This window comes from Terrabacter carboxydivorans (assembly GCF_039532035.1).
In the GTDB taxonomy this organism is placed as follows: domain Bacteria; phylum Actinomycetota; class Actinomycetes; order Actinomycetales; family Dermatophilaceae; genus Terrabacter; species Terrabacter carboxydivorans.
On sequence record NZ_BAAARE010000014.1, the window covers coordinates 139,726 to 160,523 of the forward strand.

The 20,798-nt window shown below is 67.6% G+C and carries 16 protein-coding genes and 3 tRNA genes; 11 read left to right on the forward strand and 8 right to left on the reverse strand.

The genetic code is table 11. From position 1 onward, the window contains the following. Positions 1 to 32: 32 nt before the first annotated feature. Positions 33 to 734, forward strand: a complete 702-nt coding sequence (hemQ, locus tag ABD297_RS16275) for a hydrogen peroxide-dependent heme synthase (protein WP_344256088.1) — start codon at positions 33 to 35, stop codon at positions 732 to 734. Positions 735 to 743: 9 nt separating this feature from the next. On the opposite strand, the gene ABD297_RS16280 is transcribed toward hemQ, so the two are convergent. From ABD297_RS16280 to ABD297_RS16290, 3 genes are all read right to left on the reverse strand, one after another. Further along, complete coding sequence (locus ABD297_RS16280; protein ID WP_344256089.1) at positions 744 to 1,133, reverse strand: DUF1707 SHOCT-like domain-containing protein; 390 nt, start codon at positions 1,131 to 1,133, stop codon at positions 744 to 746. A 65-nt stretch (positions 1,134 to 1,198) separates the two neighbouring features. Beyond that, entirely contained in the window at positions 1,199 to 1,663 is a 465-nt protein-coding gene (msrB, locus tag ABD297_RS16285; protein ID WP_344256090.1) for a peptide-methionine (R)-S-oxide reductase MsrB, read from the reverse strand. A 155-nt stretch (positions 1,664 to 1,818) separates the two neighbouring features. Then, positions 1,819 to 3,138, reverse strand: coding sequence for a vWA domain-containing protein (locus ABD297_RS16290; protein WP_344256091.1), 1,320 nt, complete (start codon positions 3,136 to 3,138; stop codon positions 1,819 to 1,821). A 332-nt stretch (positions 3,139 to 3,470) separates the two neighbouring features. Here ABD297_RS16290 and ABD297_RS16295 point away from each other — a divergent pair, with 332 nt between their 5' ends. Then, complete coding sequence (locus ABD297_RS16295; RefSeq protein ID WP_344256092.1) at positions 3,471 to 4,673, forward strand: alpha/beta hydrolase family protein; 1,203 nt, start codon at positions 3,471 to 3,473, stop codon at positions 4,671 to 4,673. A 77-nt stretch (positions 4,674 to 4,750) separates the two neighbouring features. On the opposite strand, the gene ABD297_RS16300 is transcribed toward ABD297_RS16295, so the two are convergent. Next, positions 4,751 to 5,503: a dihydrofolate reductase family protein gene (locus ABD297_RS16300; protein ID WP_344256094.1), complete on the reverse strand. Its 753-nt coding sequence runs from the start codon at positions 5,501 to 5,503 to the stop codon at positions 4,751 to 4,753. Positions 5,504 to 5,592: 89 nt separating this feature from the next. On the opposite strand from ABD297_RS16300, the gene ABD297_RS16305 reads away from it, so the two are divergent. Continuing rightward, entirely contained in the window at positions 5,593 to 6,585 is a 993-nt protein-coding gene (locus ABD297_RS16305; protein WP_344256095.1) for a polyphosphate kinase 2 family protein, read from the forward strand. A gap of 45 nt (positions 6,586 to 6,630) precedes the next feature. Here ABD297_RS16305 and ABD297_RS16310 read toward each other — a convergent pair whose 3' ends face one another. Beyond that, the gene (locus tag ABD297_RS16310; RefSeq protein ID WP_344256096.1) at positions 6,631 to 8,271 is read right to left on the reverse strand and encodes an acyl-CoA dehydrogenase family protein; all 1,641 of its coding nucleotides are present in this window, start codon (positions 8,269 to 8,271) and stop codon (positions 6,631 to 6,633) included. 103 nt (positions 8,272 to 8,374) lie between these two features. Here ABD297_RS16310 and ABD297_RS16315 point away from each other — a divergent pair, with 103 nt between their 5' ends. From ABD297_RS16315 to ABD297_RS16330, 4 genes are all read left to right on the forward strand, one after another. Further along, the gene (locus tag ABD297_RS16315; RefSeq protein WP_344256097.1) at positions 8,375 to 9,634 is read left to right on the forward strand and encodes a YihY/virulence factor BrkB family protein; all 1,260 of its coding nucleotides are present in this window, start codon (positions 8,375 to 8,377) and stop codon (positions 9,632 to 9,634) included. 89 nt (positions 9,635 to 9,723) lie between these two features. Then, a tRNA-Gly gene (locus ABD297_RS16320) sits at positions 9,724 to 9,796 on the forward strand. 28 nt (positions 9,797 to 9,824) lie between these two features. Continuing rightward, positions 9,825 to 9,895: transfer RNA gene (locus ABD297_RS16325), tRNA-Cys, on the forward strand. Positions 9,896 to 9,937: 42 nt separating this feature from the next. Then, positions 9,938 to 10,012: transfer RNA gene (locus ABD297_RS16330), tRNA-Val, on the forward strand. 139 nt (positions 10,013 to 10,151) lie between these two features. Here ABD297_RS16330 and ABD297_RS16335 read toward each other — a convergent pair. Together ABD297_RS16335 and ABD297_RS16340 are read right to left on the reverse strand one after the other, a co-directional pair. Further along, the gene (locus ABD297_RS16335) at positions 10,152 to 11,309 is read right to left on the reverse strand and encodes a site-specific integrase (protein ID WP_344256098.1); all 1,158 of its coding nucleotides are present in this window, start codon (positions 11,307 to 11,309) and stop codon (positions 10,152 to 10,154) included. Next, on the reverse strand, positions 11,293 to 11,502 hold the full coding sequence (locus tag ABD297_RS16340; RefSeq protein WP_344256099.1) for a helix-turn-helix domain-containing protein: 210 nt from the start codon (positions 11,500 to 11,502) through the stop codon (positions 11,293 to 11,295). The genes ABD297_RS16335 and ABD297_RS16340 overlap by 17 nt, the downstream gene beginning before the upstream one ends. Positions 11,503 to 11,816: 314 nt before the next feature. Between ABD297_RS16340 and ABD297_RS16345 the strand changes: the two genes are divergently transcribed. The 4 genes from ABD297_RS16345 (at position 11,817) to ABD297_RS16360 (ending at position 18,093) form a co-directional block, all read left to right on the forward strand. Further along, a complete protein-coding gene (locus ABD297_RS16345) occupies positions 11,817 to 13,529 on the forward strand; it encodes a hypothetical protein (RefSeq protein WP_344256100.1) in 1,713 nt (570 codons plus the stop codon). A 364-nt stretch (positions 13,530 to 13,893) separates the two neighbouring features. Further along, positions 13,894 to 15,171 (forward strand): hypothetical protein, encoded by a 1,278-nt coding sequence (locus ABD297_RS16350; protein ID WP_344256101.1) that lies wholly within the window; start codon positions 13,894 to 13,896, stop codon positions 15,169 to 15,171. Beyond that, positions 15,168 to 16,538 carry an SNIPE associated domain-containing protein gene (locus tag ABD297_RS16355; RefSeq protein ID WP_425581182.1) on the forward strand — a complete coding sequence of 457 codons (1,371 nt, stop codon included), beginning with the start codon at positions 15,168 to 15,170 and terminating at the stop codon, positions 16,536 to 16,538. Before ABD297_RS16350 ends, ABD297_RS16355 begins: the two co-directional genes overlap by 4 nt. 208 nt (positions 16,539 to 16,746) lie before the next feature. Further along, positions 16,747 to 18,093, forward strand: coding sequence for a hypothetical protein (locus ABD297_RS16360; protein WP_344256103.1), 1,347 nt, complete (start codon positions 16,747 to 16,749; stop codon positions 18,091 to 18,093). A gap of 154 nt (positions 18,094 to 18,247) precedes the next feature. Here the strand turns inward: ABD297_RS16360 and ABD297_RS16365 are convergent, their stop codons facing one another. After that, the gene (locus ABD297_RS16365; RefSeq protein WP_344256104.1) at positions 18,248 to 20,548 is read right to left on the reverse strand and encodes a tetratricopeptide repeat protein; all 2,301 of its coding nucleotides are present in this window, start codon (positions 20,546 to 20,548) and stop codon (positions 18,248 to 18,250) included. Positions 20,549 to 20,798: the final 250 nt, after the last annotated feature.

Consider the following 20,798-nt stretch of genomic DNA (forward strand, 5'->3'; position numbering starts at 1 on the left):
AGCCAGCCTCGGGCACGGGGGATGATGGACCCATGAGCGAGCGCCTGTCCCCGGCCCAGATGCGAGAGATCAACGACACCATCCGCTACTGCATGTGGTCGGTGTTCAGCAGCGTGGCGCCGCTCGGCGACGACCGCGGCAAGGTGACCGCCGAGCTGGAGACCTTCCTGGCGGACCTCGCGGAGGAGGGCGTGGTCGTGCGCGGCCTCTACGACGTGGCCGGACTGCGCGGCGACGCCGACTTCATGGTCTGGTGGCACGCCGAGACGATCGAGCAGCTCCAGTCGGCCTACCACCGACTGCTGCGCACCGAGCTCGGGCAGCACCTCGAGCCGGTCTGGAGCAACGCGGCGCTGCACCGCCCGGCGGAGTTCAACAAGAGCCACATCCCGGCCTTCATGGCCGACGAGGTCGCCCGCAAGTACATCTGCGTCTACCCCTTCGTCCGCTCCTACGAGTGGTACCTCCTGGAGGACGGCGAGCGCCGCGACATGCTGCGCGAGCACGGCCAGATGGCCCGCGACTTCCCGGACGTGCGGGCCAACACCATCGCGTCCTTCGCCCTGGGTGACTACGAGTGGCTGCTCGCCTTCGAGGCCGACGAGCTCCACCGCATCGTGGACCTCATGCGCGAGCTGCGGGCGTCACGCGCCCGCAGGCACGTGCGCGAGGAGATCCCCTTCTTCACGGGCCCCAAGGTCGAGCCGGCAGAGCTCGTCGCGAACCTGCGCTGAGGGCCGACGTCACTCGTCGAGCGCCCTGGCCACGATCGCGATGATCGGGATGAGCAGGAACGAGAGCCAGCTCTTGGTGATGAAGAACGCCGCGACGGCGATGAACGGCGACAGGCTGACCAGCGTGCGGCCCAGCTTGCTCTGTGCCGACCGGCCCCTTGCCGGCGGCTGAGCCGGTCCGGTGCCCGACAGGGCCGCAGGCCGCAGCGTCGGACGTGGCTCGGGCAGGTCGGTGAAGAGCGAGGTCAGGTCACGCCTCACGACGGCGTCGGTGGCGCGGCCGCGTCGGTCCTCGTAGTCGTTGGCGTCGAGGCGCCCTGCCGCATGGTGGTCGGCGAGTGCGGACAGGGCCTCCTCGCGCTCGGCGCTGCCGATGCGGATGTCGCCGTCGTCCTCCATGGGACGAATCTAGGCGAGGAGGCCCCGTCGTCGCAGCACCCTGTGCGCGTGGGCCTGCTGCCTGCTCAGGCCTGGGCGGCCGGGTCCTCGTCCGGCTGCAGGCGCAGGGAGATCGAGTTGATGCAGTAGCGCTGGTCCGTCGGGGTGTCGTAGCCCTCGCCCCCGAACACGTGGCCGAGGTGCGAGCCGCAGTTCGCGCAGCGGACCTCGACGCGCTTCATGCCGAAGGCGCGGTCCTCGATGTACTCGACGGTGTCACCGGCGAGCGGGGAGTAGAACGACGGCCACCCGCAGTGCGACTCGAACTTCGTGTCGCTGCGGAAGAGCTCGGTGCCGCAGGCGCGGCAGGAGTAGACGCCCTGGGTCTTGGTGTCGGTGTACTCGCCGCGGAAGGCCGGCTCGGTCCCGGCCTGTCGCAGCACCTGGTACTCCGCGGGCGTGAGGGCGGCGCGCCACTCCTCGTCGGTGCGCTGGACGGCATACGGCTTGCCGGAGGTGCTCGGGGTGCTCGAGGTGTCGCGATGTCTCATGACCTGACCAACGCCACGTCCGCCCCGTTTGTGCCCGCCCGGCGGGCGCCGTGTGCTTACGACGGTCTTACGCGTCGACGCCCGCACGGCAACGAGGGGTCCCGGCGCGTCCGGGACCCCTCGTGCCTCTCAGGCCGTCGACGGGCCGGCCCGCCTCACCTGCCGTTGGGCGGGACGGTGCAGGTCGCCGTGGCGGTGTTGCCGGCGGCGTCCGTGGCGGTCAGGAGCAGGTCGCCGCGCACCGTGACGTGCCAGTCGACCATGCCCGAGAACGGCACCGACGAGGGCGTCGCACCGGGCGCCTGCGTCAGCTTGACGTAGGTCCCGGGTGCGTAGGGCCCGAAGCTCGCGCCGGTCGCGGTGTCCGTCAGCCGCACCGTCGTCCCGGGCAGGTTGTCGGACGCGACGAGCTGGTAGAAGCCCGCCTTGCTGTAGCCGGGAGGGGTGACCCCGTCGGGGTTGACGCCGGGGCCGCACGCGACGGTCGGCGGGGTCACGTCGTTGACCTTGATCGTCACCGTCTGGACGAAGTCCGGACCGGCGTCGGCGCCGTTGACGAGGAAGGTCGTCGTGCACGTCAGGGTCGCACCCTGCGTCGCACCGGGAGCGACGGTGATCGCCTCGTCGAGCACGACGTCCTCACCGCTCGTCACCGTGCGGGGAAGCGTCGGAGCGAAGGCGATCGACAGACCGGGGTCGCAGGAGACGTTCGCGGTGACCTCCGCGGGCAGGTTGCCGAGCCCGGCGAGGATCGCGTCCGCGACGCCGGCCTCGGCGACGCTGGGGAAGTACTGGCCGCCGGTGGCCGTCGTGATGGCCGTCGCCTGGCCGCCGTTGTCGAGGCCGTTGCCCGAGCCAGAGTCGACGTTGATGGCGACGACCCTGGCCGCCACGCCCTGGAGCGAGGCGATCGCGTCGGCGAGGGTGTGACCTTCGCTCGGGTCGTGCCCGTTCGAGTCGCCGAACCACGCGAGGGCGCGGGTGGAGCCCGAGCGGAACGCGATCTGGCCGCCGCCGGAACCGATCTGCCACAGGGCGTCGAGCTGTGCCTCGGGCGTGTCGCCACCGCCGCAGAGGGCGATGCTGTTGACGGCGTTCACCGCGTCGGTCCTGCTCGCCGTGAGCTGCCGGACGAGGCTGAAGGGCGTCTCGCCGGTGTCGCAGTAGGCGACGACCGCGAACTCGGCGTCGGGCTGGGCCGCCTGCACCGAGTCGATGACGGCGCCCATCTTGGCCTTGACGTCGTTGAGGGCGCCGCCCATGCTGCCCGTCCGGTCCACGACGAGCACGATGTCGGGCTTGGGTGGGATGTCCGGCGTGGTGACCGTCTTGGTGACGTGGACGGTGGAGCCCGGGTCGACGGACGCGTCGTAGGTGGCCGGGCTGACCCCGGCGCCCATCGCGAGGGCGGGCGTGGCGACGAGCGCCCCGGCGGCCGCGATGCTGAGCGCGCTGCGGCGCATGGCTGTGAACACGGTGGTCCCCTTTCGTGGGAACGAGACGGTGGCTGACGTGCGCGGATGGCCCTCGCACCCCGAGACAGGCAGGTCGTGGACCGAGCCCCGAGTCGTCCCGACCTGACTGCGACCGGCCCGGTGGAGGTTGTCGGGCCGGGGAACGGCGAGGGCTCCCTCAGCTGTGCCTGTGGACGTCCGTGCGGCTCCCGAAGGACGGAGCCGCGAGATGTCCGCTTTGATACGTGTTGATCCGGGCGACGGCCGATGAGGGTGGCGGTGACGGTTGGTGGGCGACGCGCCCAGAGCCCCTGTGCGGGGGCCTGCGGCCCGTCGTTTGCGACGATGTGCGCGTGCAGGTGCGCCGACTCGTCTCGCGTCCGGTGCTCGTGGCGGCCGCCGCGGGCACCGGTTCCGTGGTGGGCATGGCCGGTGGCACGGTCGCGGCGGCGGCCTACTTCGCGCGCAAGGTGATCACCCCGGACGAGCTGCAGCCCGACGACGTCGAGATCCTGCGCCACGACGCCGACACCGTGACCTTCGCGGTGACCCCCGAGACGGTGGTGCCCGGGCGCTACGGCGTGTGGCTCGACGGGGGAGCCGGCCACCTGCGCGTCGGCGACATCGTCGACGCCGATGCCGATGCCGATGCCGATGCCGATGCTGGTGCGCACGCCGGGACGGTGACGCGCCGGCTGCTCGGCGTCGACCGTGGCGTCGTCGAGGTCGGGACCGCCCGGTGGAACCAGTACTACTACTGGGACCGGCCCTCCGTGAGCCTCGGCCTGCGCGACGAGGACGTCAGCATCCTGTCGGACGTGGGCCCGTTGCCCGGCTGGCTGGTCCGTCCGGACGGCGGTTCCGGGGGCGACTGGGCCGTGCTCGTGCACGGCCGCGGTGCCCGTCGCGAGGAGACCCTCCGCGCCGTCCCGGTCCTGCGTCAGGCCGGCTGGACGAGCCTCGTGGTCGGCTACCGCAACGACCGCGACGCACCACGGGGACCGGACGGTCGCTACAACCTCGGGCTGTCGGAGTGGCGCGACGTCGAGGCCGCGATGGGGTATGCCGTGTCGCACGGAGCGCGACGCATCCTCCTGCTCGGGTGGTCCATGGGTGGAGCGATCGTGCTGCAGACGCTCGACCGCTCGCCCCTGTCGAGCTACGTCGTCGGTGTGGCCCTCGACTCGCCGGTCATCGACTGGGGTGTCGTCCTGCGCCACCACGGACGCCTGCACCGGATGCCCGGCCCGCTCGTGCGGGTGGCCACCGACCTGTTGGGCTCGCGCCGGAGCCGACGGCTCGTCGGGGTGCGGGAGCCCATCGACGTCGCCCGCACCGACTGGGTCGCCCGGGCGGACGAGCTGCGCCACCCGATGCTCGTCATCGCCTCGGACGGTGACGACTTCGTGCCGGTCGGGCCGGCCGTCGCGCTCGCGGGCCGACGACCCGACCTCGTGAGCTTCGAGCGGTGGGACACGGCGCGGCACTGCCGCGAGTGGAACTACGACCCCGTCCGGTGGGAGCGCGTGCTGCGCCGCTTCGTCGAGAGTCGTTGAGCACCTGACCGACTCGTCGTGGGCTGCCGCGTCGGCCGGTACGGTGTGCCGTCACGACTCGAGCACGCGAGCCGAGGTCACGATTCGTCGCGGCGCACGAACCACCGACCCATCAGGGTGCCGTCCTGCTCGACGAGCAGGCCGAGGTCCAGCTCGGCCGGGGTGCCGTCGGACCCGACGGGGCGGGGGTGCTCACCCCCGACGAGCTGCGGCGTGATGGTGAAGCAGAGCTCGTCGAGCTGGTCGGCCGCGAGGAACGAGCCGAGCAGGCTCGGGCCTCCTTCGGTGAGGACGTGGCGCCACCCGCGCTCGCGCAGGGCCGTGACGAGCGCTGCTACGTCGAGCTCGTCGTCGCCGCAGACGATGACGTTGTCGCCGCCGAGGTCCCGGCGGGCACCTTCGAGACCCGGCGCCGAGGCCGGGACCGCCAGGACCGCGCGGCCGTCGCGGCAGCCGCTCAGGGTCGGCGGCACGTCACCGCGGCTGCTCACCGCGACGAGGGGGAGAGCGTCCGGGAGCCCGAGACCCCCACGGATCCCGATGAGCGAGTCGTCCACCGACAGTGGGGGATAGCCCTCGGTGCGGATGGTCCCTGCGCCCACGACGACGACGTGGCTGAGCGCACGCAGCAGGTCGAAGACGACGTGGTCGGCCTCGTTGTTGATCGAGCCCGAGCGGCCGTCCGCACCGGTCGCGGCGCCGTCGAGGGAGGTCACCATGTTGCAGCGCACCCAGTCCTCAGCGGGGGCGGCATACGCCGTGACGAGGGCGTCGGTGTCGAGGTCCGTCAGGGGCGGCAGGCCGGAGCGACCGGGAACGAGCAGCTGCATCCGGCCAGTATCGGCGACGGCTGGGGTGGGCGCAGGATCGGTGGGCCCGCATCCCGTCGTGGCGGCGTCCGGTCCGGCAGGATGACGCCATGGGCAAGGGCGCGAAGGGCAAGGGCAAGAAGTCCGACAGCAAGAGCGGCAAGGGCGGCAAGGCGGCCAGGAAGGCGAGCAAGGCTGCGGCCGAGGAGGTGCAGCAGCAGGCCCGCGAGGACGAGGTGGTCGCGGAGCACGAGGCCGAGGCAGTCGAGGAGATCAAGGACGTCGCCAACGCGCTGCGCGTCGGCAAGGGCTTCGTCCTGGCCGATGTCGACACCTCCGCCACTCCCGGCTTCACCGGCGACAAGCTGGCGGGCAAGGCGGCGCTCAAGGCGTGCGAGGCCGAGCTGTCCGACCAGCTCGAGCGGCTCTTCGCAGAGGCCACGGCCGGTGGCAGGAGGTCGGTGCTGCTCGTCGTCCAGGGCATGGACACCTCGGGCAAGGGCGGCATCATGCGCCACGTCATCGCGGTGAACCCGCAGGGCGTCAAGGCGACGGCGTTCAAGGCGCCGACGAAGGAGGAGCTCGCGCACGACTTCCTCTGGCGCATCGACAAGGCCCTCCCGGGGGCCGGTCAGCTCGGCGTCTTCGACCGGTCGCAGTACGAGGACGTGCTCGTCGTGCGTGTCCACGAGCTGGTGCCCGAGGCGGTGTGGTCGAAGCGCTACGCGCAGATCAACGCCTTCGAGCGCCGGGCGGCCGCCGCAGGGACCACGATCATCAAGGTGATGACCCACATCTCCCGGGACGAGCAGAAGTCGCGTCTGGCCGAGCGGCTCGACCGCCCCGACAAGTTCTACAAGTACAACCCGGGTGACGTCGACGAGCGGGCTCACTGGGGCGCCTACATGGAGGCATACCAGGCCGTCCTCGACAAGACCTCGACGGTCGGGGCTCCGTGGCACGTGGTCCCCGCCGACCGCAAGTGGTACGCCCGGCTCGCCGTGCAGCAGCTGCTCCTCGAGGCCCTGCGGGGGCTGAACCTGCAGTGGCCGCAGGCCGACTTCGACGTCGAGGCGGAGAGGAAGCGGCTGTCCGCCAGCTGACGCGAGGGCGTATGCCGCACAGCGGGTTCCGCGGTGTGCGCCCGGTCAGCCGGCGCGCTCGATGATGCTCGACGTGGCGCCGGCGAGGTCGACGTCGAGCGAGCCGAACGTGTGTCCTCGACGTCCGCCGATCCGGCTCGCGACGAAGGCGTCCGCCACGGGGCCGGGGGAGTGCTGCACGAGCAGGGCGCCCTGGAGGGCCACTGCCAGCGCCTCGACGACGGAGCGCGCCCCGAACGCGGCGGCGGGGGAGGCCGGGTCCAGCGAACGGGCCTGTGCCAGAGCGGAGTCCACGTGCGCGTCGAGCTCGGCGCTGCGTCCGCGTACCTGGTGGAGCTCTTTGGTCAGCGCCTCGAGGGTCGTCGGCTCACGGGTGACTGCACGGATGACGTCGAGGGCGTTGACGTTGCCGGAGCCCTCCCAGATCGAGTTGAGCGGGGCCTCGCGGTAGAGCCGGGCGAGGCCGTTCTCCTCGACGTAGCCGTTGCCACCGAGGCACTCGAGCGCCTCGGCGACCATGGGAGCGGTGCGCTTGCACACCCAGAACTTGCCGAGGGCCACGCCGAGCCGGGCGAGCTCGGTCTCGCCGGTGTCGACGGCGTGCGCCAGACGCAGCCCGAGGAGGGTCGCGGCCTCCGACTCGAGGGCGAGGTCGGCGAGGACGTTGCGCATGAGGGGCTGGTCGACGAGCAGCGCGCCGAAGGCAGTGCGGTGGCGGGCGTGGTGCAGGGCACGCGAGACGGCGTCGCGCATCGTCGCCGTCGACCCGAGGATGCAGTCGAGACGGGTCGCCCCGACCATGTCGATGATGGTGCGGACTCCGCGCCCCTCGTCCCCGAGCCTGCTGCCCCAGGTGCCGTCGAGCTCGACCTCGCTCGAGGCGTTGGAGTGGTTGCCCAGCTTGTCCTTGAGCCGCTGGAGGGCGAACGCGTTGCGCGTGCCGTCGTCGAGGGCGCGCGGGACCACGAAGCAGGTCAGGCCTCCCGGCGCCTGGGCGAGCACGAGGAAGACGTCGCTCATCGGGGCCGAGCAGAACCACTTGTGGCCCGTCAGGCGGTAGGTCTCACCGGGCAGCGGGCCCCCGGGTGTCGGCGTGGCCCGCGTCGTGTTGGCGCGCACGTCCGAGCCGCCCTGCTTCTCGGTCATGCCCATCCCGGAGATCGCGCCCGCCTTCTGGGCGACCGGGCGGATGCCGAAGTCGTACTGCCGGCTCGCCAGGGCCGGGAGCCAGCGGTCGCCCAGGGTGCGGTCGTGTCGCAGGGCCGAGCCCGCGGCATACGTCATCGAGACGGGGCAGCCGTGCCCGGCCTCGACGCGTGACCACAGCACGAAGCCGGCGGCGCGGCGGACGTGGGCGCCCGTGCCGGCCGGGGCCGTCCACGGCTCGGCCGTGAGCCCCGCCCCGACGGCCTGTGTCATGAGCCAGTGCCAGGACGGGTGGAACTCGACCTCGTCGACCCGGTTGCCGCGGGCGTCGTAGGTGCGCAGGAGAGGCACGTTGGCGTCGGCGAGGCGACCGTGCTCCTGGGCCTCCTCGGTCCCGGCGAGCGCGCCGAGGGGAGCGAGGTCTGCGAGCGCGTCGGGTCCCGCCCAGCGCTCGACCGACTCGCGCAGCGGGGCGTCGTCGGTGAGGAAGTGCTGGCCGAGGAACGGCGGCACCTGGTTGGTCACCTCGTGTGTGTTCACCCCATCGAGCCTAGGCGGCGCGGGGTGGCGCCCGCCGGGTGGACGCGTGTCGCGAACGTCACCGGTGACCGTCCTGCCGGGACGGCGGTTAGCCTCGGAGGCGATGAGCGTGCGGACGAGGGTGCGGGCAGTGCTGGAGCGGGTGCCGTGGGGCATCCCGTTGGCGAGGCTGACCCTCGAGACGATCCGGGTCTGCCTGCGCTACCGCGTCACCGGCCTCGCGGCCGAGGGCGCGTTCTTCATGCTGCTGAGCCTGCCGCCCCTGGTCCTCGGGCTGTTCGGCGGCCTCGGCTTCGTCGGCGGCTGGATCGGCGCGGACACGATCAACAGCATCGTGTCCGCGATCCAGGTGTATGCCTCGCGCTTCCTCACCGAGTCGAGCATCAACGAGCTGCTGCTGCCGACGATCGACGACGTGCTCCGCGACGGACGTGCCGACATCATCTCCGTCGGCTTCATCCTGTCGCTGTGGTCCGGGTCGCGGGCGCTCAACGTCTTCGTCGACACGGTGTCGATCATGTACGGGCAGAAGGACGCCCGCGGCATCGTGCACATGCGCGCGTTCAGCCTTCTGCTCTACACCTTCGGCATCCTCTCGGCGGTGGTCGTGCTTCCCCTCATGCTCCTCGGTCCGGGGCTGCTGGCCTCGTGGCTGCCGGACGCGGCGGCGACGGTGACCAAGGCGCTCTACTGGCCGACGCTCATCGTCTTCAGCGTCATGCTGCTCGCCTCGATGTACCACGTGTCGACGCCGCAGCGGAGTCCGTGGCGGCGGAACATCCCGGGCGCCGTGCTCGCCATGGCGATCTGGGTCGGTGCCTCCTTCGTCGTGCGGGTCTCGCTCGAGGCCTCGATGGGTGGCTCGTCGATCTACGGTCCCCTCAGCACGCCGATCGTGCTGCTCGTGTGGCTGTATGCGCTGGCCGTGGCCATCCTCATCGGCGCTGGGCTCAACGCGGCCGTGCGCACCCTCTGGCCGGTCGACCTCCACGAGGGCGTCGACGTCCGCCTCGTCAACTGGGCGAGGGAGGGCGCGGGCGGTCTGCTGGCGCGAAGCGACGCCGACGGTGCCGACGGCGCCACCGGCCTTGTCGCCGACATCGACCCGCCCGTGACTGCCGACGGCGTCGACGTCCCTGCCAGCCCGGGCGTCCGCGTGACCGGTGACGGCACGCGTCGCGGCCGCGACCAGCAGTTCGAGAGCACGGACGCCGGACCGATCAAGACGGCCATCCGCCGCGGGGTCGGGGAAAGCGCCCTCGGCGCCGAGGAGGCGGCCGGCCGGGTGCCGGATCCGGTGTCGGATCGAGCGCCGAGTGAGGCCCCGAGTGAGGCCCCGGATCGGGGTGTCGGACGGCCCTGACGGGGTGGTCGGAGCCGGTTTTGTATCTCGTGGATCGATCGGCTAATGTCTACCAAGCACCGAGCGGGAAGTTACAACGCTGGTGTTCCGCGGACGTAGCTCAGTTGGTAGAGCGCAACCTTGCCAAGGTTGAGGTCGCCGGTTCGAGCCCGGTCGTCCGCTCGGAGGCAAAGATCCACTTGCCTTCCACGGTGGAGTGGCCGAGAGGCGAGGCAGCGGCCTGCAAAGCCGCGTACACGGGTTCAAATCCCGTCTCCACCTCGGTGAGACACCAAGCAGTACCAGCAGGACAGCAACACCCACGGGCGATTGGCGCAGCGGTAGCGCGCTTCCTTGACACGGAAGAGGTCACTGGTTCAAACCCAGTATCGCCCACCAACACCAAGCAGCCCCTGACCAGCGGAAACGCCGGTCAGGGGCTGTTGCTTTGTCTAGGCCAGGTTGACGCGAGCCTGTGCTGAGTGACTAAGTGAGTGACTATGTATCACCGCGCGGACCCTGGCGCCAGGCGATCGACCTACGGCTCTGGGCCGAAGATCCGGTCCATGGCTTCTGCACCCTCGGTGATGACCGGTCGGAGCTGCTTGCGATAGACCGCCTCGGTGACCACCGTGCCGCGGTGGCCGACGAGCCGAGCGATCTCCTCTATGGAGACCCCGGCGTCTGAAAGCAGACTGACGAAGCTGTGTCTTAGCTCTCGTGGTGTCCAGTCAGCGGCCTCCAGCCCGGCCCGTTGAGCCACGGCACGAAAGGCTCGACGCACATTCGCGGGATCGAGCGCTCCTCCTGTGCGGGTGCAGAAGACCAGATCGCGGTCAGTCCACGAATCGCCGGCAGCCTCCCGCTGGTGGAGCTGTGCCAGTTTGTGGCTCCTGAGCGCTTCAACGCATCGTGACGGGAGGCGCAGTGTGCGACGCGAAAGCTTCGTCTTCGTGTCGCCATGTGCGCGAACGGAGCGCCACAGCTGGAGAGTCGGTGGCACTGGGGGAGTCTGTGACGGCGAGCCGTCGAGGTCGACGTGAGCCCACGTGAGTGCCCGTAGTTCCTCGGTGCGCGCGCCGGTGAGCAGCGAGACGCTGATGTACGCGTTCATCTCGGTTGACTCGGCCGCAGACAGCAGCGCCTTGGCCTGCTCGAGCGTCAGGGCCTTCGAGGCTCGGCCGGGACGACCTGAGGGGACTTGGCAGAGCAAGACGACGTTGCGCTTGACCCTGTCGCGAGCCATTTGGCGGTCTATGGAGCGTCTGAGGATCGACAGCAACTTGCTTAGCGTTGACGTGCTCGCTGTCTGGGCTTCCTTCGCCAACCAGACGTCGACGTCGTCAGCCGTCAATTCCCGGAGGCGCCGTCGGCCGAGTCCCGGAATGATGCGTCGTTCGCTCAGAATACGGCTGGCTTCAACGGTCTTGGGGTCCCGGCCGCTGAGCCCATAGGCCAGCCAGTCTCGGAGTGCGTCCTCGACGGTGAACTGGTGACCTTGCACCCCAAGGCCGTCGTCCATGTCTCGCAAGATCTCTCGCAGTCGCGTCTTCGCCTCAGTCTTGGTGACCCCGCTGGCGCGCTTCACGATGCGCTTGCCGTCCGGCTTGAAGCCGACGTGAGCCGTGGCGACCCAGCGTTGCCGGGATTCCGAAAAGTGCAGCCCGCCCTCGCCCCGACTACGCCTGGTCGGCACGGTGACGGGCCTCCGTCTCAAGCAGGGCAACGTAGCGCTCAAGGGCACCTGCGGTGACATAGCAGCGACGCCCCTCATGCACGGCCTCGAGCCGACCGGCGCGGATTTGCTCGTAGATCACCGACCGGCTCATGCTCAGCAACGCCATGGCGTCGGGGATCGCGTACAGAGCCCGCTCGGCAAGGATTGTCATCCCGTCCTCCTGTCTGTCCTGATGCGCGAACAGCCGAGCGGGGGCACGATTTCGCCCTCGAAGCCAGCTCGCCAGCAGCCCTGCGAACAGACAATCACGCGTCCGCGGCAGGGAACCGGTGTGCGCCCATTGGCGGCGGAAAGACGCTGCATCTGTGGACATCGGCGACCAATCAACGGTGTGGTTTGGCCAGCGGCATCGCCGATGAATGGCCGCCTTGGTCGCGACGTCCGAGTCCGGCGGACTTGGCCGCGGGCGGCGATCGGTACGGTGCACCCGTGGGAGCGAGACGGGGACGAAGACGCAGCGGCGGGGTGCCGTACGGCACTGCGCGCTACCTGATCAGCGAGCAGTATGCGCCCGAGTACGTCGCCGCCAAAGGCCAGCGGTACAGCCATGTGGGGTGGCTGTACAAGTTGTTGCACTTGTGCCCACGGCGGGATCTGATTGCAGCCTTGACCCTCGCGGCCCGCGTCGCCAGCGACCCGGCCGAACGCGACGAGTGGACCGCGTACGTCCTGGCGAACGTCGATCCAACACTCGCCGCCGCGATGCGTTCAGCGCTGGCCCCGACCGACCGGGGTCCCCACTTCGTCTTCCTGGCACGGCAGCCGGTGCTGCTGGCCTTGAGGGCGGCCTTGACTGAGCCGGTCGTCCGCGGACCCGGCGACGACGACCCACGCATCGCCGCCACGTTGCTCTCTCACCATGTCGCCCACGGCGACATGGTGAGTCGGTATTTGCGCGGGCCCGAACCGGTCATGGGTGGCCGCCCCGAGTCGGACACGATGCATCTGGTGGTGCACGCCCTCTTCAACCTGCCTCTGGATTACGGCGCCCTGATCGCGCGCACGGAGTTCCTGTGGACGCACTACGAGTCACAGCTGACCCGATATCCGCCGAGGGCCCCTCTGCGCGACATGGTCCGCGAAGCCACCGGGCTGGACCTTGAGGACATCCTGGCCCTAGCCTTCGCCCTCTTCGCTCACGTCAGCAGCCTTGGGGTCCATTCGACTTCCGTCGCGCTCGACATGTCCCAGCTCGGCCTGCCAGCCGACGTTGTGTCGAGGTTTCTCACCCTCTTCTCCGACAGCCGCGCGGGTTTCGCCCGCGCGCTGAAGGGCGGTCCTGTCGGAGCTGGGGAGTGGTTCTTCCTGCCGTTCGAGAACCGTCCCCTCTTGCGGCTCAGCAAGACAGACGTTCTCGTCATCGACATGGTGCTGCTGCAGCGCAGGTTCACCAGCGCCCTGTACTGGCTGGTGCACGACCATGAGCGAGACACCCACGGCAACACGGCCCGGATCCAGTGGACACAGACGTACTCCGAGCTCGTCGAGATGCACGCCGAGCACCTCCTGAAGGATGCAGCGCCGCCGATGCTCGACGGCACCAGCAGCTTTTTCACGGAAGAGACAGTCAGACTGCTGGGTGGGTCCGCCGCGGACTGCGGCATCGACTTCGGCGACTTCGTCCTGGTGGCCGACATCGTCCAGCACAACGTCAAGGTTCCCGCCCGCGCTTTCGCGGACGCCTCAGCGTTCAGGGACGACGTGAAAAAGTCGGTGCTTGGCAAGGCACGCCAACTCGACGACACCATCGAACAACTCCTGACCAAGGTCGCGCATCGCGCGCATCCCTTGGGAAGGCGTCCTCGACGCGTCGTGCCCATGGTTGTCGAAGGTGCCGAGTTCCCGGTCATCGCCGAGACCACCGCATACATCAACGACGAGCTCGAGTCCGCTGGCCTGCTTCGACAGCCAGAGTGCACCCGCTTGCTCGTCGTGACGTTGGCCGAGCTGGAGATGCTCGCCTCCCTCATCCATGCGGGCATCGTCGCGTCCGCCCGTGCGGCCATTCACGGGTATGCCATCGACCGCGGCGGCGACAGCTTCACGAACCATCTCCATCGCAACTACGCCATTGGCGGGCCGATGCTTCGGGCTTCCTTCATGGCACAGCAGCAGTCGCTAGCGCTCGCCGAGGTCCTGAAGCGCCTACAGGTCCAGCCGGAAGATGACCGAGCGTGAGCATCACCACGAAGGAGCATCCCGGCTAGCGGCACTGTCAGCCGTGGAAAGGGTCCCTTGTGGCCTGCAACCTGGCGACGCCGTCCCGCGGCAACGTCCACTCCGCGCGAGATGCCGCCGACTGGCCCTTTCAGGACGGGCGAACACGCGGCGGACGGACGTATATGGATGCAGGCCGCGGTGGGTGCCCAGGGAGCAGCCGCCGTTGCCCTGAGTCCATATGCTCTCGATGCGGCTTCACCGGCCCGCTGTCTTCGGGTAGTTGGAGTCCAATGAGGCGAATCGACACATTTGACGTCGGTCCTTTGCTATCAAGGACGGCGACGGTGTGCGGTGGTCGCGCGTCGGTGACAGGGGAGTATTGATGGCTAAGCGCGGGTTCTTCGCGGAGATGAATCACCAGGCCCAGCAGGCGGAGAAGCGTCGGCGTCAGCAGGAGGCGGCCGCGGCTCGTGCGCATGCCTCCGCAGTGCGTGCGGCGGAAATTGCGAGGCGGAAGGCGGAGAATGCGCGTGCGGCGACCGCCCGTGCGTCGGCTGCCGAGCAGAAGGCAGCGGAAAGGGTGGCCGCCCAGTTGTATGCGGAGGCTCGTGCCGCCGAGGCCAACTCCATGAACGTCGAGCTGGCGAACGCGTACGAGGAGATCGACGGGCTGCTCGCCGCGACGCTCGAGGTCGACGACTACGTCGACCTGGAGTCGCTGAAGGTCACGTCCGTGGAGCACCCGCCGTTCAGGCCTGGAAGGCTCGCGGTGCCGGCCGAGCCGATGCCGGAGCTTGTCTACCCGCCGCAGCCGGAGTTTGTGGGCCCCCCGGCACCGACCGGACTTTCCGGGGTGTTTGGCAAGAAGAAGCACCAGGAAGCTGTTGCGCAGGCAGAGGTAGATCACCGCCAGCAGTGCGGAGCGTGGCAGGCGCACTGCCAGAAGATGCACGATGACTACGTAGCCGAGCAGGCCGGGCGCGAGCAGGCGGAGGCGCAGCGCGTCAAGGACCTCGTCGAGGCCGAACATACGTACAAGAGCGAGTGCGCGGAGCGAGAGGCGGAGGCCGAGCAGCGCAACGCCGACCTGACGAAGCTCATCAACGACCTTGCCTTCGACGTCCCCGACGCGATCGAACAGTACGTCGGTGTCGTGCTGTCCAACTCCGTCTACCCCGAGAACTTCCCGGTCAGCCACGACTACGCCTTCGATCTCGACTCCCGCGAGCTGGCGCTGACCGTCCGCATCCCCGAGCCGGCCGACGTGCCCGCCGTAAAGGAGTACCGGTACGCCAAGGGCAAGGACGAGATCACGCCGAGCATGCTCCCGGTGAAGGCGCAGAAGGATCGCTACGCGGACGCCGTCTGGCAGGTTGCGGTGCGCACCCTCCACGAGGTGTTCGAAGCCGACCGCGCCGGCAAGATCCACACCATCGCCCTCACGGTAGGAGTGGACCGGATCGCCCCGGCCACAGGCCTCCCCGAGACGGTGCCCCTCGCTGTGGTGTCGGCAGACATGGAGTCGTTCGGCGAGTTCGACCTTGCCCGGGTCGTGCCGCACGCCACCCTGACCCACCTCGGGGCCGCCGTGTCGAAGGCCCCGTTCGACCTGGCACCGGCCGACACCGGGTCAGGCGTCCGAGTCCGAGGTCTGGGGTGAGGTTCAACTCGCCGCCGGGGTGGCCGACACCACCGCCGGGTTGGACCCCACCGGCCGGCTGGCGACCGGACCCCTCTTGGCCCGACCCGCCGGAGGGGTGGCAGCTGTGGCTGCCAGCCGAGCACGACGACGGGCCGCTGTCTGTGCCCGACACCAAGCCGGCTTCGGCCGAGCGATCCGTGCCGGACCCTTCGTCCGACGATCTGGTGATCCCTTCACCCGAGGGGCCCGCAGTCGGAACGTCCTCGGCGTCCGCTGAAGAGATCGGCAGGCTCCAGCGCCGGGTCACACAGTTGGAAACGGCTCTGGCCGCGACTGCGGGCGCGGCTGATGACGTCGTGGAGCTCAGCGACCAGCAGGTGCTCCAGGACGTGGGCATCTACCGGTACCACCATCCTCTCGAGGACGCCGCCGCCTACAAGGACCGGCTCCGTGAGATCGAGTGCCGGGTCGACGAGTTCGTCAAGGGCCGGCGCGCGGTGCTGGCCGCCGACATGTTCACCTTCGCGGGCAGCCTCGCGAAGGGCCGGAGGATGGTGTGGGACCTGTCCAAGCTCATGCTTCGGGCGTACAACTCGGAAGCGGACTCGTGCGTCCGGTCCCTTCGCTCCGGCAATGCGGTAACGGCCACCCGGCGTCTCGACAAGGCGGTCGCGGCCATCGAGAAGCTCGGCGCGATGATGGAGATGCGGATCAGTCCCGACTACCACGCGTTGCGGGTGGCCGAGATCGAGCTCACCGCGGACTACCAGATGAAGGTCCAGGAGGAGCGCGAACGCGCACGGGAAGAGCGGGAGCTACTACGCGAACAGCGGCGTGCCGAGCAGGAGCTCGCCGCCGAGCGGGAACGACTGGAGAAGGAACGGGCCCACTACGCCAGCGCGCTCGCCGCCCTCCGCGCTTCCGGTGACGACGCGGCCGCTGACGAACTGGCAGGACGCCTCGGTCAGATCGACGCAGCCATCGAGGCCAACGACTACCGGATCGCGAATATCCGCGCTGGTTACGTCTACGTCATCTCTAACGTCGGCGCGTTCGGCCCGAACGTCGTGAAAATCGGTATGACCCGCAGGCTCGAGCCGCGCGACCGCGTCCGCGAGCTGGGGGACGCATCGGTGCCGTTCACATACGACATCCATGCGCTGTTCTTCTCCGATGACGCGATCACCCTGGAGAACGAACTGCATAAGGAGTTTGCCGACCGGCGCGTCAACTGGGTGAACTTGCGCCGGGAGTTCTTCTTCGCCACCCCTGAGCAGGTGCGTGACGTCCTGGCCGCCAAGGTCGGCGGGCTGCTCGAGTTCAGCAGCACCCCGGAAGCGGTCGAGTACTTCCAGAGCCGCGGCTCCTGGCCGACCTTCGACTGAAGCTTCCTCGCCAGACGCCGTGCTCCGATCACGAGCCGGGCGAGGCCAGGTCGGAGGCGGCGGGAGGACGCGCCTCGGCGACCATCTGCTGGCCACTGCTCAACGGCCTTTGCTCTGGGCTCCCCCCGGATCAGAAGTCGTGCCGCTGACGTGGGACACCTTCACAACACCGCACCGTCCGTCGCCCAATTCCCGTAGCGTTCGCACAATGGACAACTCCCTGGAGGCCGACCGCGTCAGAGTCGGGATGCTCATTGATGATGTCGAAGGGACGCCATATCAACAGTGCACTCTGACTCGCGATCCGTCGCAGGGTGCGCTGCTGTCTGTTCCCTATGTGAATGGAGTGGAGCAGTTCGAACTGCCGAGCGAGTGGTTTGAGTTTGGCACTGCCTCGCCCCCGGAGTCCCTCCTATTCGCCGATCCCGACGGCCACGTCACGCTGACTGGCCTACGGTTCAGGGGAGCCCGCGGACTTGTCTACTCACTTGGTCGGCTCGACGCTCGAGTCGCAATTTTCGGACAGCCCAGGAAGCTTCAACGCGAGTACCGGGTCAAGACCCTGCGCTCCCGACTCGATGGGCTGCACCATTTCGCCGCCTTCGAGTCCATTGACATTGGTTTTAGGCGCAAGGCCGACCGGTTCAAGGTTCGCGTGACCCTCGACCCAAAGGACGTGGTCGAGGCGAAGTCGGGATCCTTCACCCTCGCCATCAGGGCCACGGCGCCATGGGATGCCATGGATGGGATCGGGTTCACCACCCAAGCGGACGCTGAGCTCGAAACGACCTGCGCTGAGGGCGCAACCGTGGACGAACACATACAGGCGCAGTGGGCGGTTCGTGCTCTCCTCTCCATTGTGCAAGGAACACAAATTCGTTGGCGAGCTCATAAGGTCCTAGACCACCAATTCCCAACTTGGATGCTTGATGGCCACGAAGAGAAGCCTTCCTTCGTCAACGTTCTCTATCAGCGCACCGCCGGCGACTTCGTGGCACCTGTGGCCGAGACTACCGATCTACGTTGGCCAGCCATCCGATTGGCTGACTTGGGCGCCGGCGGGCTACAGCGGTGGCTCGACCTGTATTCTCAACCCTTGGTTCGTCGAGCAGTAGAGCCTGCAGTCGAGGTGATAAACGGCGCGACACGCTTCGTGGAGCCACGACTGCTCATGACTGTCCTAGGTCTCGATGCCATGGGGTACTTCCGCGATGACCTCCGCAAGCCGAAGACACCCCTGCACATGCAGATTGAACGTTGCCTGCTGGCGAGCGGGCTGGACGTGTCAGCGCTGGGGTCGGTGCGGCAAGTTGCGACTGCCATTGCTCATGTAAACAACGACATCAAGCATCCAGACAGAGACCATCGTCCGGACGGTATCGTGATGCGCCTAGTCGCCGACTTGGCCCTGTTAGTGATGAGAATGCAGACGTTCGAACTGTTGGGTGTCCAAGACAAGTTCCGTCCGGTGCGAGAGGGAGGCATGCCCGCTGTTGTCCAGGCATTTGAGCGCAACGGCGTGGCCATTCGAGACGAGAGGTTCTTGTCCACCTAGTCCGGGCTCCGGGGAGGGGATGAGCGAGGACTCGCCAAGGATAAACCGTCATGGCCCACCCATCACGCTGCTGCATGACCGCAGCGGTCCTCGATGCGGCCAATCAGCCGCTGTCGGCGATCCAGTGCTGCCAGCGCTGACGGCAACGCCTGTCTCAGCCACCGCCGGACATTCGGGACCGAAGGATATCCAAGTTTTGCCTGCAGGCGAGCGTCGTTGAGTGGCCGCTCCCCAGAATGGAGTCGCATTCAGCGACCAACTTCACTAACTGGCGCACGGCGTTGCGCAATTGACCACTTTGTGCAATCCACCAAGCCAGATTCGCCCTCGCGCCCAGAGTCACAGGGTGCTGTGGACCCATCACTTTGGCACAGTCACTTGCCAGAGTCTTGAACAATTTCGCCGCACCACGCGGATCACCAGAATCTCCGATCCAGTATCCGAGGTTCATTCTGGCGGTCAAAGTCTGGGGATGTGTATCCCCTAGCGCAACGGTTAGATCAGCAACTAAATCCTCGAAATGCTGTACGGTTCCTGTCGTGTCACCACTCTTGCCAATCCAATAGCCTAAATTGTTGCGCGTCGCCAAGGTGTCAGGGTGTGTGGCACCCAAGAGGCCGAACTGCGCCTCAAGCAACTCGCCAAATTGCAGTACCGCGCCGCTGGCGTCACCTACTCGACCCGTCCAAGACGCAACGTTGTTGCGCGTGCCCAAAGTTTCCGGGTGTTCGGGCCCGAACAGTCGAAGTTGGTCTTCAAGTAACTCTTGGAACAGGCGAAGACACCTTTCAGGGTCTCCTGATTCGCCGATCCAAAAGGCTAGGTTGCTGCGGGTTATGAAGGTCGATGGGTCCTCTGCTCCTAGCGCTTCGATCTGGAGCGGCAGCAGGCCTTCCAGGATGGCGATGGCACGGTTGTAGTGGCCGGCCTCCCCTACCCACCTGCCTAAGTCACTTTGCGCTTGGAGGGTCGCTGGGTCCAACGGCCCAAGAGATTCCTGGCATTTTTGGGCTATCTCCTTGGCTTCACCAACGGCCCTCTCCACCTGACCAGACTCTCCCCAAGCGAGGGTCAGGTCGCGTCGTAGGGCCAAGGTCTCTGGGTGAGAGGCTCCCCAGCGCGCGGTGGAACCCTCGACTAGCGATATCAGGGGCTCGATCGCCTCCTCTGGCCGCCCAGCCTGTACGAATGAGGCGGCGATATTCAGTCGTACGGTGCGCGTCCTGGAATCATCTGTTCCCAATACCCCCTCGCAATCCCTCAAGAGCGCCTCGAATTCTGCGATCGCGTTGTCGAGCTGTCCTGAGAGCCCGAGCCAAAGTGCTCGTTGATTGCGCCAGATGAGAGTTCCTTCTTCATGAAAGCCCATCAGCGCAAGATAGGGGCCCTCGACGCGAGCGACTGCGGCCCGAAACTGGTGTGCGTCAGCCAGCGCTTGGGCAGTGACAAAGACGGCCTCGGCCTCCGTTGCCGACTTGGTCCCGTGGATTCGGGTGAATGCGGTCAACCACTCAGCGAACTCGAGGCGCACCCCGCTCTGGTCGCGGTTCTGATCGTCGTCTCTCAAGGCATCCATTTGCTCCCCAAGCCATGAGCGAGTCGAATGGAGCATTTTTTCGCGCACTCCTTGGGTGAGGTGTGATGTCGCGATCTCGTAGAGGATTGGCTCAACGAAGCGCTCTTTGGAGGGGCTTGCCTGTTCTTCCGTGGTCCAGTGATAAGGATCTTGAGCTGCGGCCATAGCCACATGAAGTCCAAGCACCTTAGGCGCAACGGCTCGACTAATGATGGCGGTGATAGGCTCTCTGCGCCATGAGAACATCGAGTTCGGGATGGCCCCCGACGCCAACGCTAGTGCATCTTGCACGTCGCGAGACATCTCGCTCCATCTTGCCTCGTATAGAGCTTGGAGGGTGAACGGTAGGCGAGACATATCAAGTTCAGAGACGATTAAGCGGCCAGCGCTTGCACTTATTCTCTCCTGCGTCTCATTGAGCGTGCAGAACAACTCCATCGTGAGCGGGTTGGGATATCTCGCCGCAATTTGTGCGGCATCATGATCTGATGTGTCGGGGGCGTACCGGCGCAGCAATGTTTGCAGGTCCTTGGGTTCGAGGTCCGGCATGTCCCAGATTTCAACGTTCCCCTGCAGCTCCGTCCGGCTACGCCATTTCGTGTATGGAGCATTGTTCTCGCCTTCGGGCCAGGCCGTTCCGATCACGAGCACTGGATGCGCGCCGCGACGCTGCGATGCTGCGTCGAGGAACTCGGCAAAGGATGGGCTCATTAGGTGGAGGTCCTCGATGACTAGAACTCCGGGCACGTGAGCATGGGCAAGATCAGTGAGGGCCGCGGCGAGAGCCCTTGCTTCATCGTTCAGCTCAGCCGCAACTTCGCCTCCTAAAAGCGTCGCGTTCTCGAGCGCCGCCTTCTCGAAACGATGCTTGGAGAGCATCGCGTGAGCTCCTCGAGCCAAGGACACCCCGAGTCCGAGCGCAGGAACCGACAGTCCGATTTGTTGCATCGCTAGAGACGCACCCTCAAGTCCGCCCTCCTCCAAGGCCCCCTTGACATGTCTTGTCGACGACGCTCGAAAATGAGGCCATAGCGACGGTCGAAAACGAGGCCACCCAGACAGATTGGATGGGTGATCTCAGTGGAGGATTGGGCTCTGATCCGGCGGCTGGTCGCCGATGGTGTGCCGC

Excerpts from the sequence above, each read along its gene's own strand:
- hemQ (WP_344256088.1), top strand. The coding sequence starts at position 33 with ATGAGCGAGCGCCTGTCCCCGGCCCAGATGCGAGAGATCAACGACACC.
- ABD297_RS16280 (WP_344256089.1), bottom strand. The coding sequence starts at position 1,133 with ATGGAGGACGACGGCGACATCCGCATCGGCAGCGCCGAGCGCGAGGAG.
- msrB (WP_344256090.1), bottom strand. The coding sequence starts at position 1,663 with ATGAGACATCGCGACACCTCGAGCACCCCGAGCACCTCCGGCAAGCCG.
- ABD297_RS16300 (WP_344256094.1), bottom strand. The coding sequence starts at position 5,503 with ATGCAGCTGCTCGTTCCCGGTCGCTCCGGCCTGCCGCCCCTGACGGAC.
- ABD297_RS16305 (WP_344256095.1), top strand. The coding sequence starts at position 5,593 with ATGGGCAAGGGCGCGAAGGGCAAGGGCAAGAAGTCCGACAGCAAGAGC.
- ABD297_RS16315 (WP_344256097.1), top strand. The coding sequence starts at position 8,375 with ATGAGCGTGCGGACGAGGGTGCGGGCAGTGCTGGAGCGGGTGCCGTGG.
- ABD297_RS16340 (WP_344256099.1), bottom strand. The coding sequence starts at position 11,502 with ATGACAATCCTTGCCGAGCGGGCTCTGTACGCGATCCCCGACGCCATG.
- ABD297_RS16350 (WP_344256101.1), top strand. The coding sequence starts at position 13,894 with ATGGCTAAGCGCGGGTTCTTCGCGGAGATGAATCACCAGGCCCAGCAG.
- ABD297_RS16360 (WP_344256103.1), top strand. The coding sequence starts at position 16,747 with ATGGACAACTCCCTGGAGGCCGACCGCGTCAGAGTCGGGATGCTCATT.
- ABD297_RS16365 (WP_344256104.1), bottom strand. The coding sequence starts at position 20,548 with ATGCTCTCCAAGCATCGTTTCGAGAAGGCGGCGCTCGAGAACGCGACG.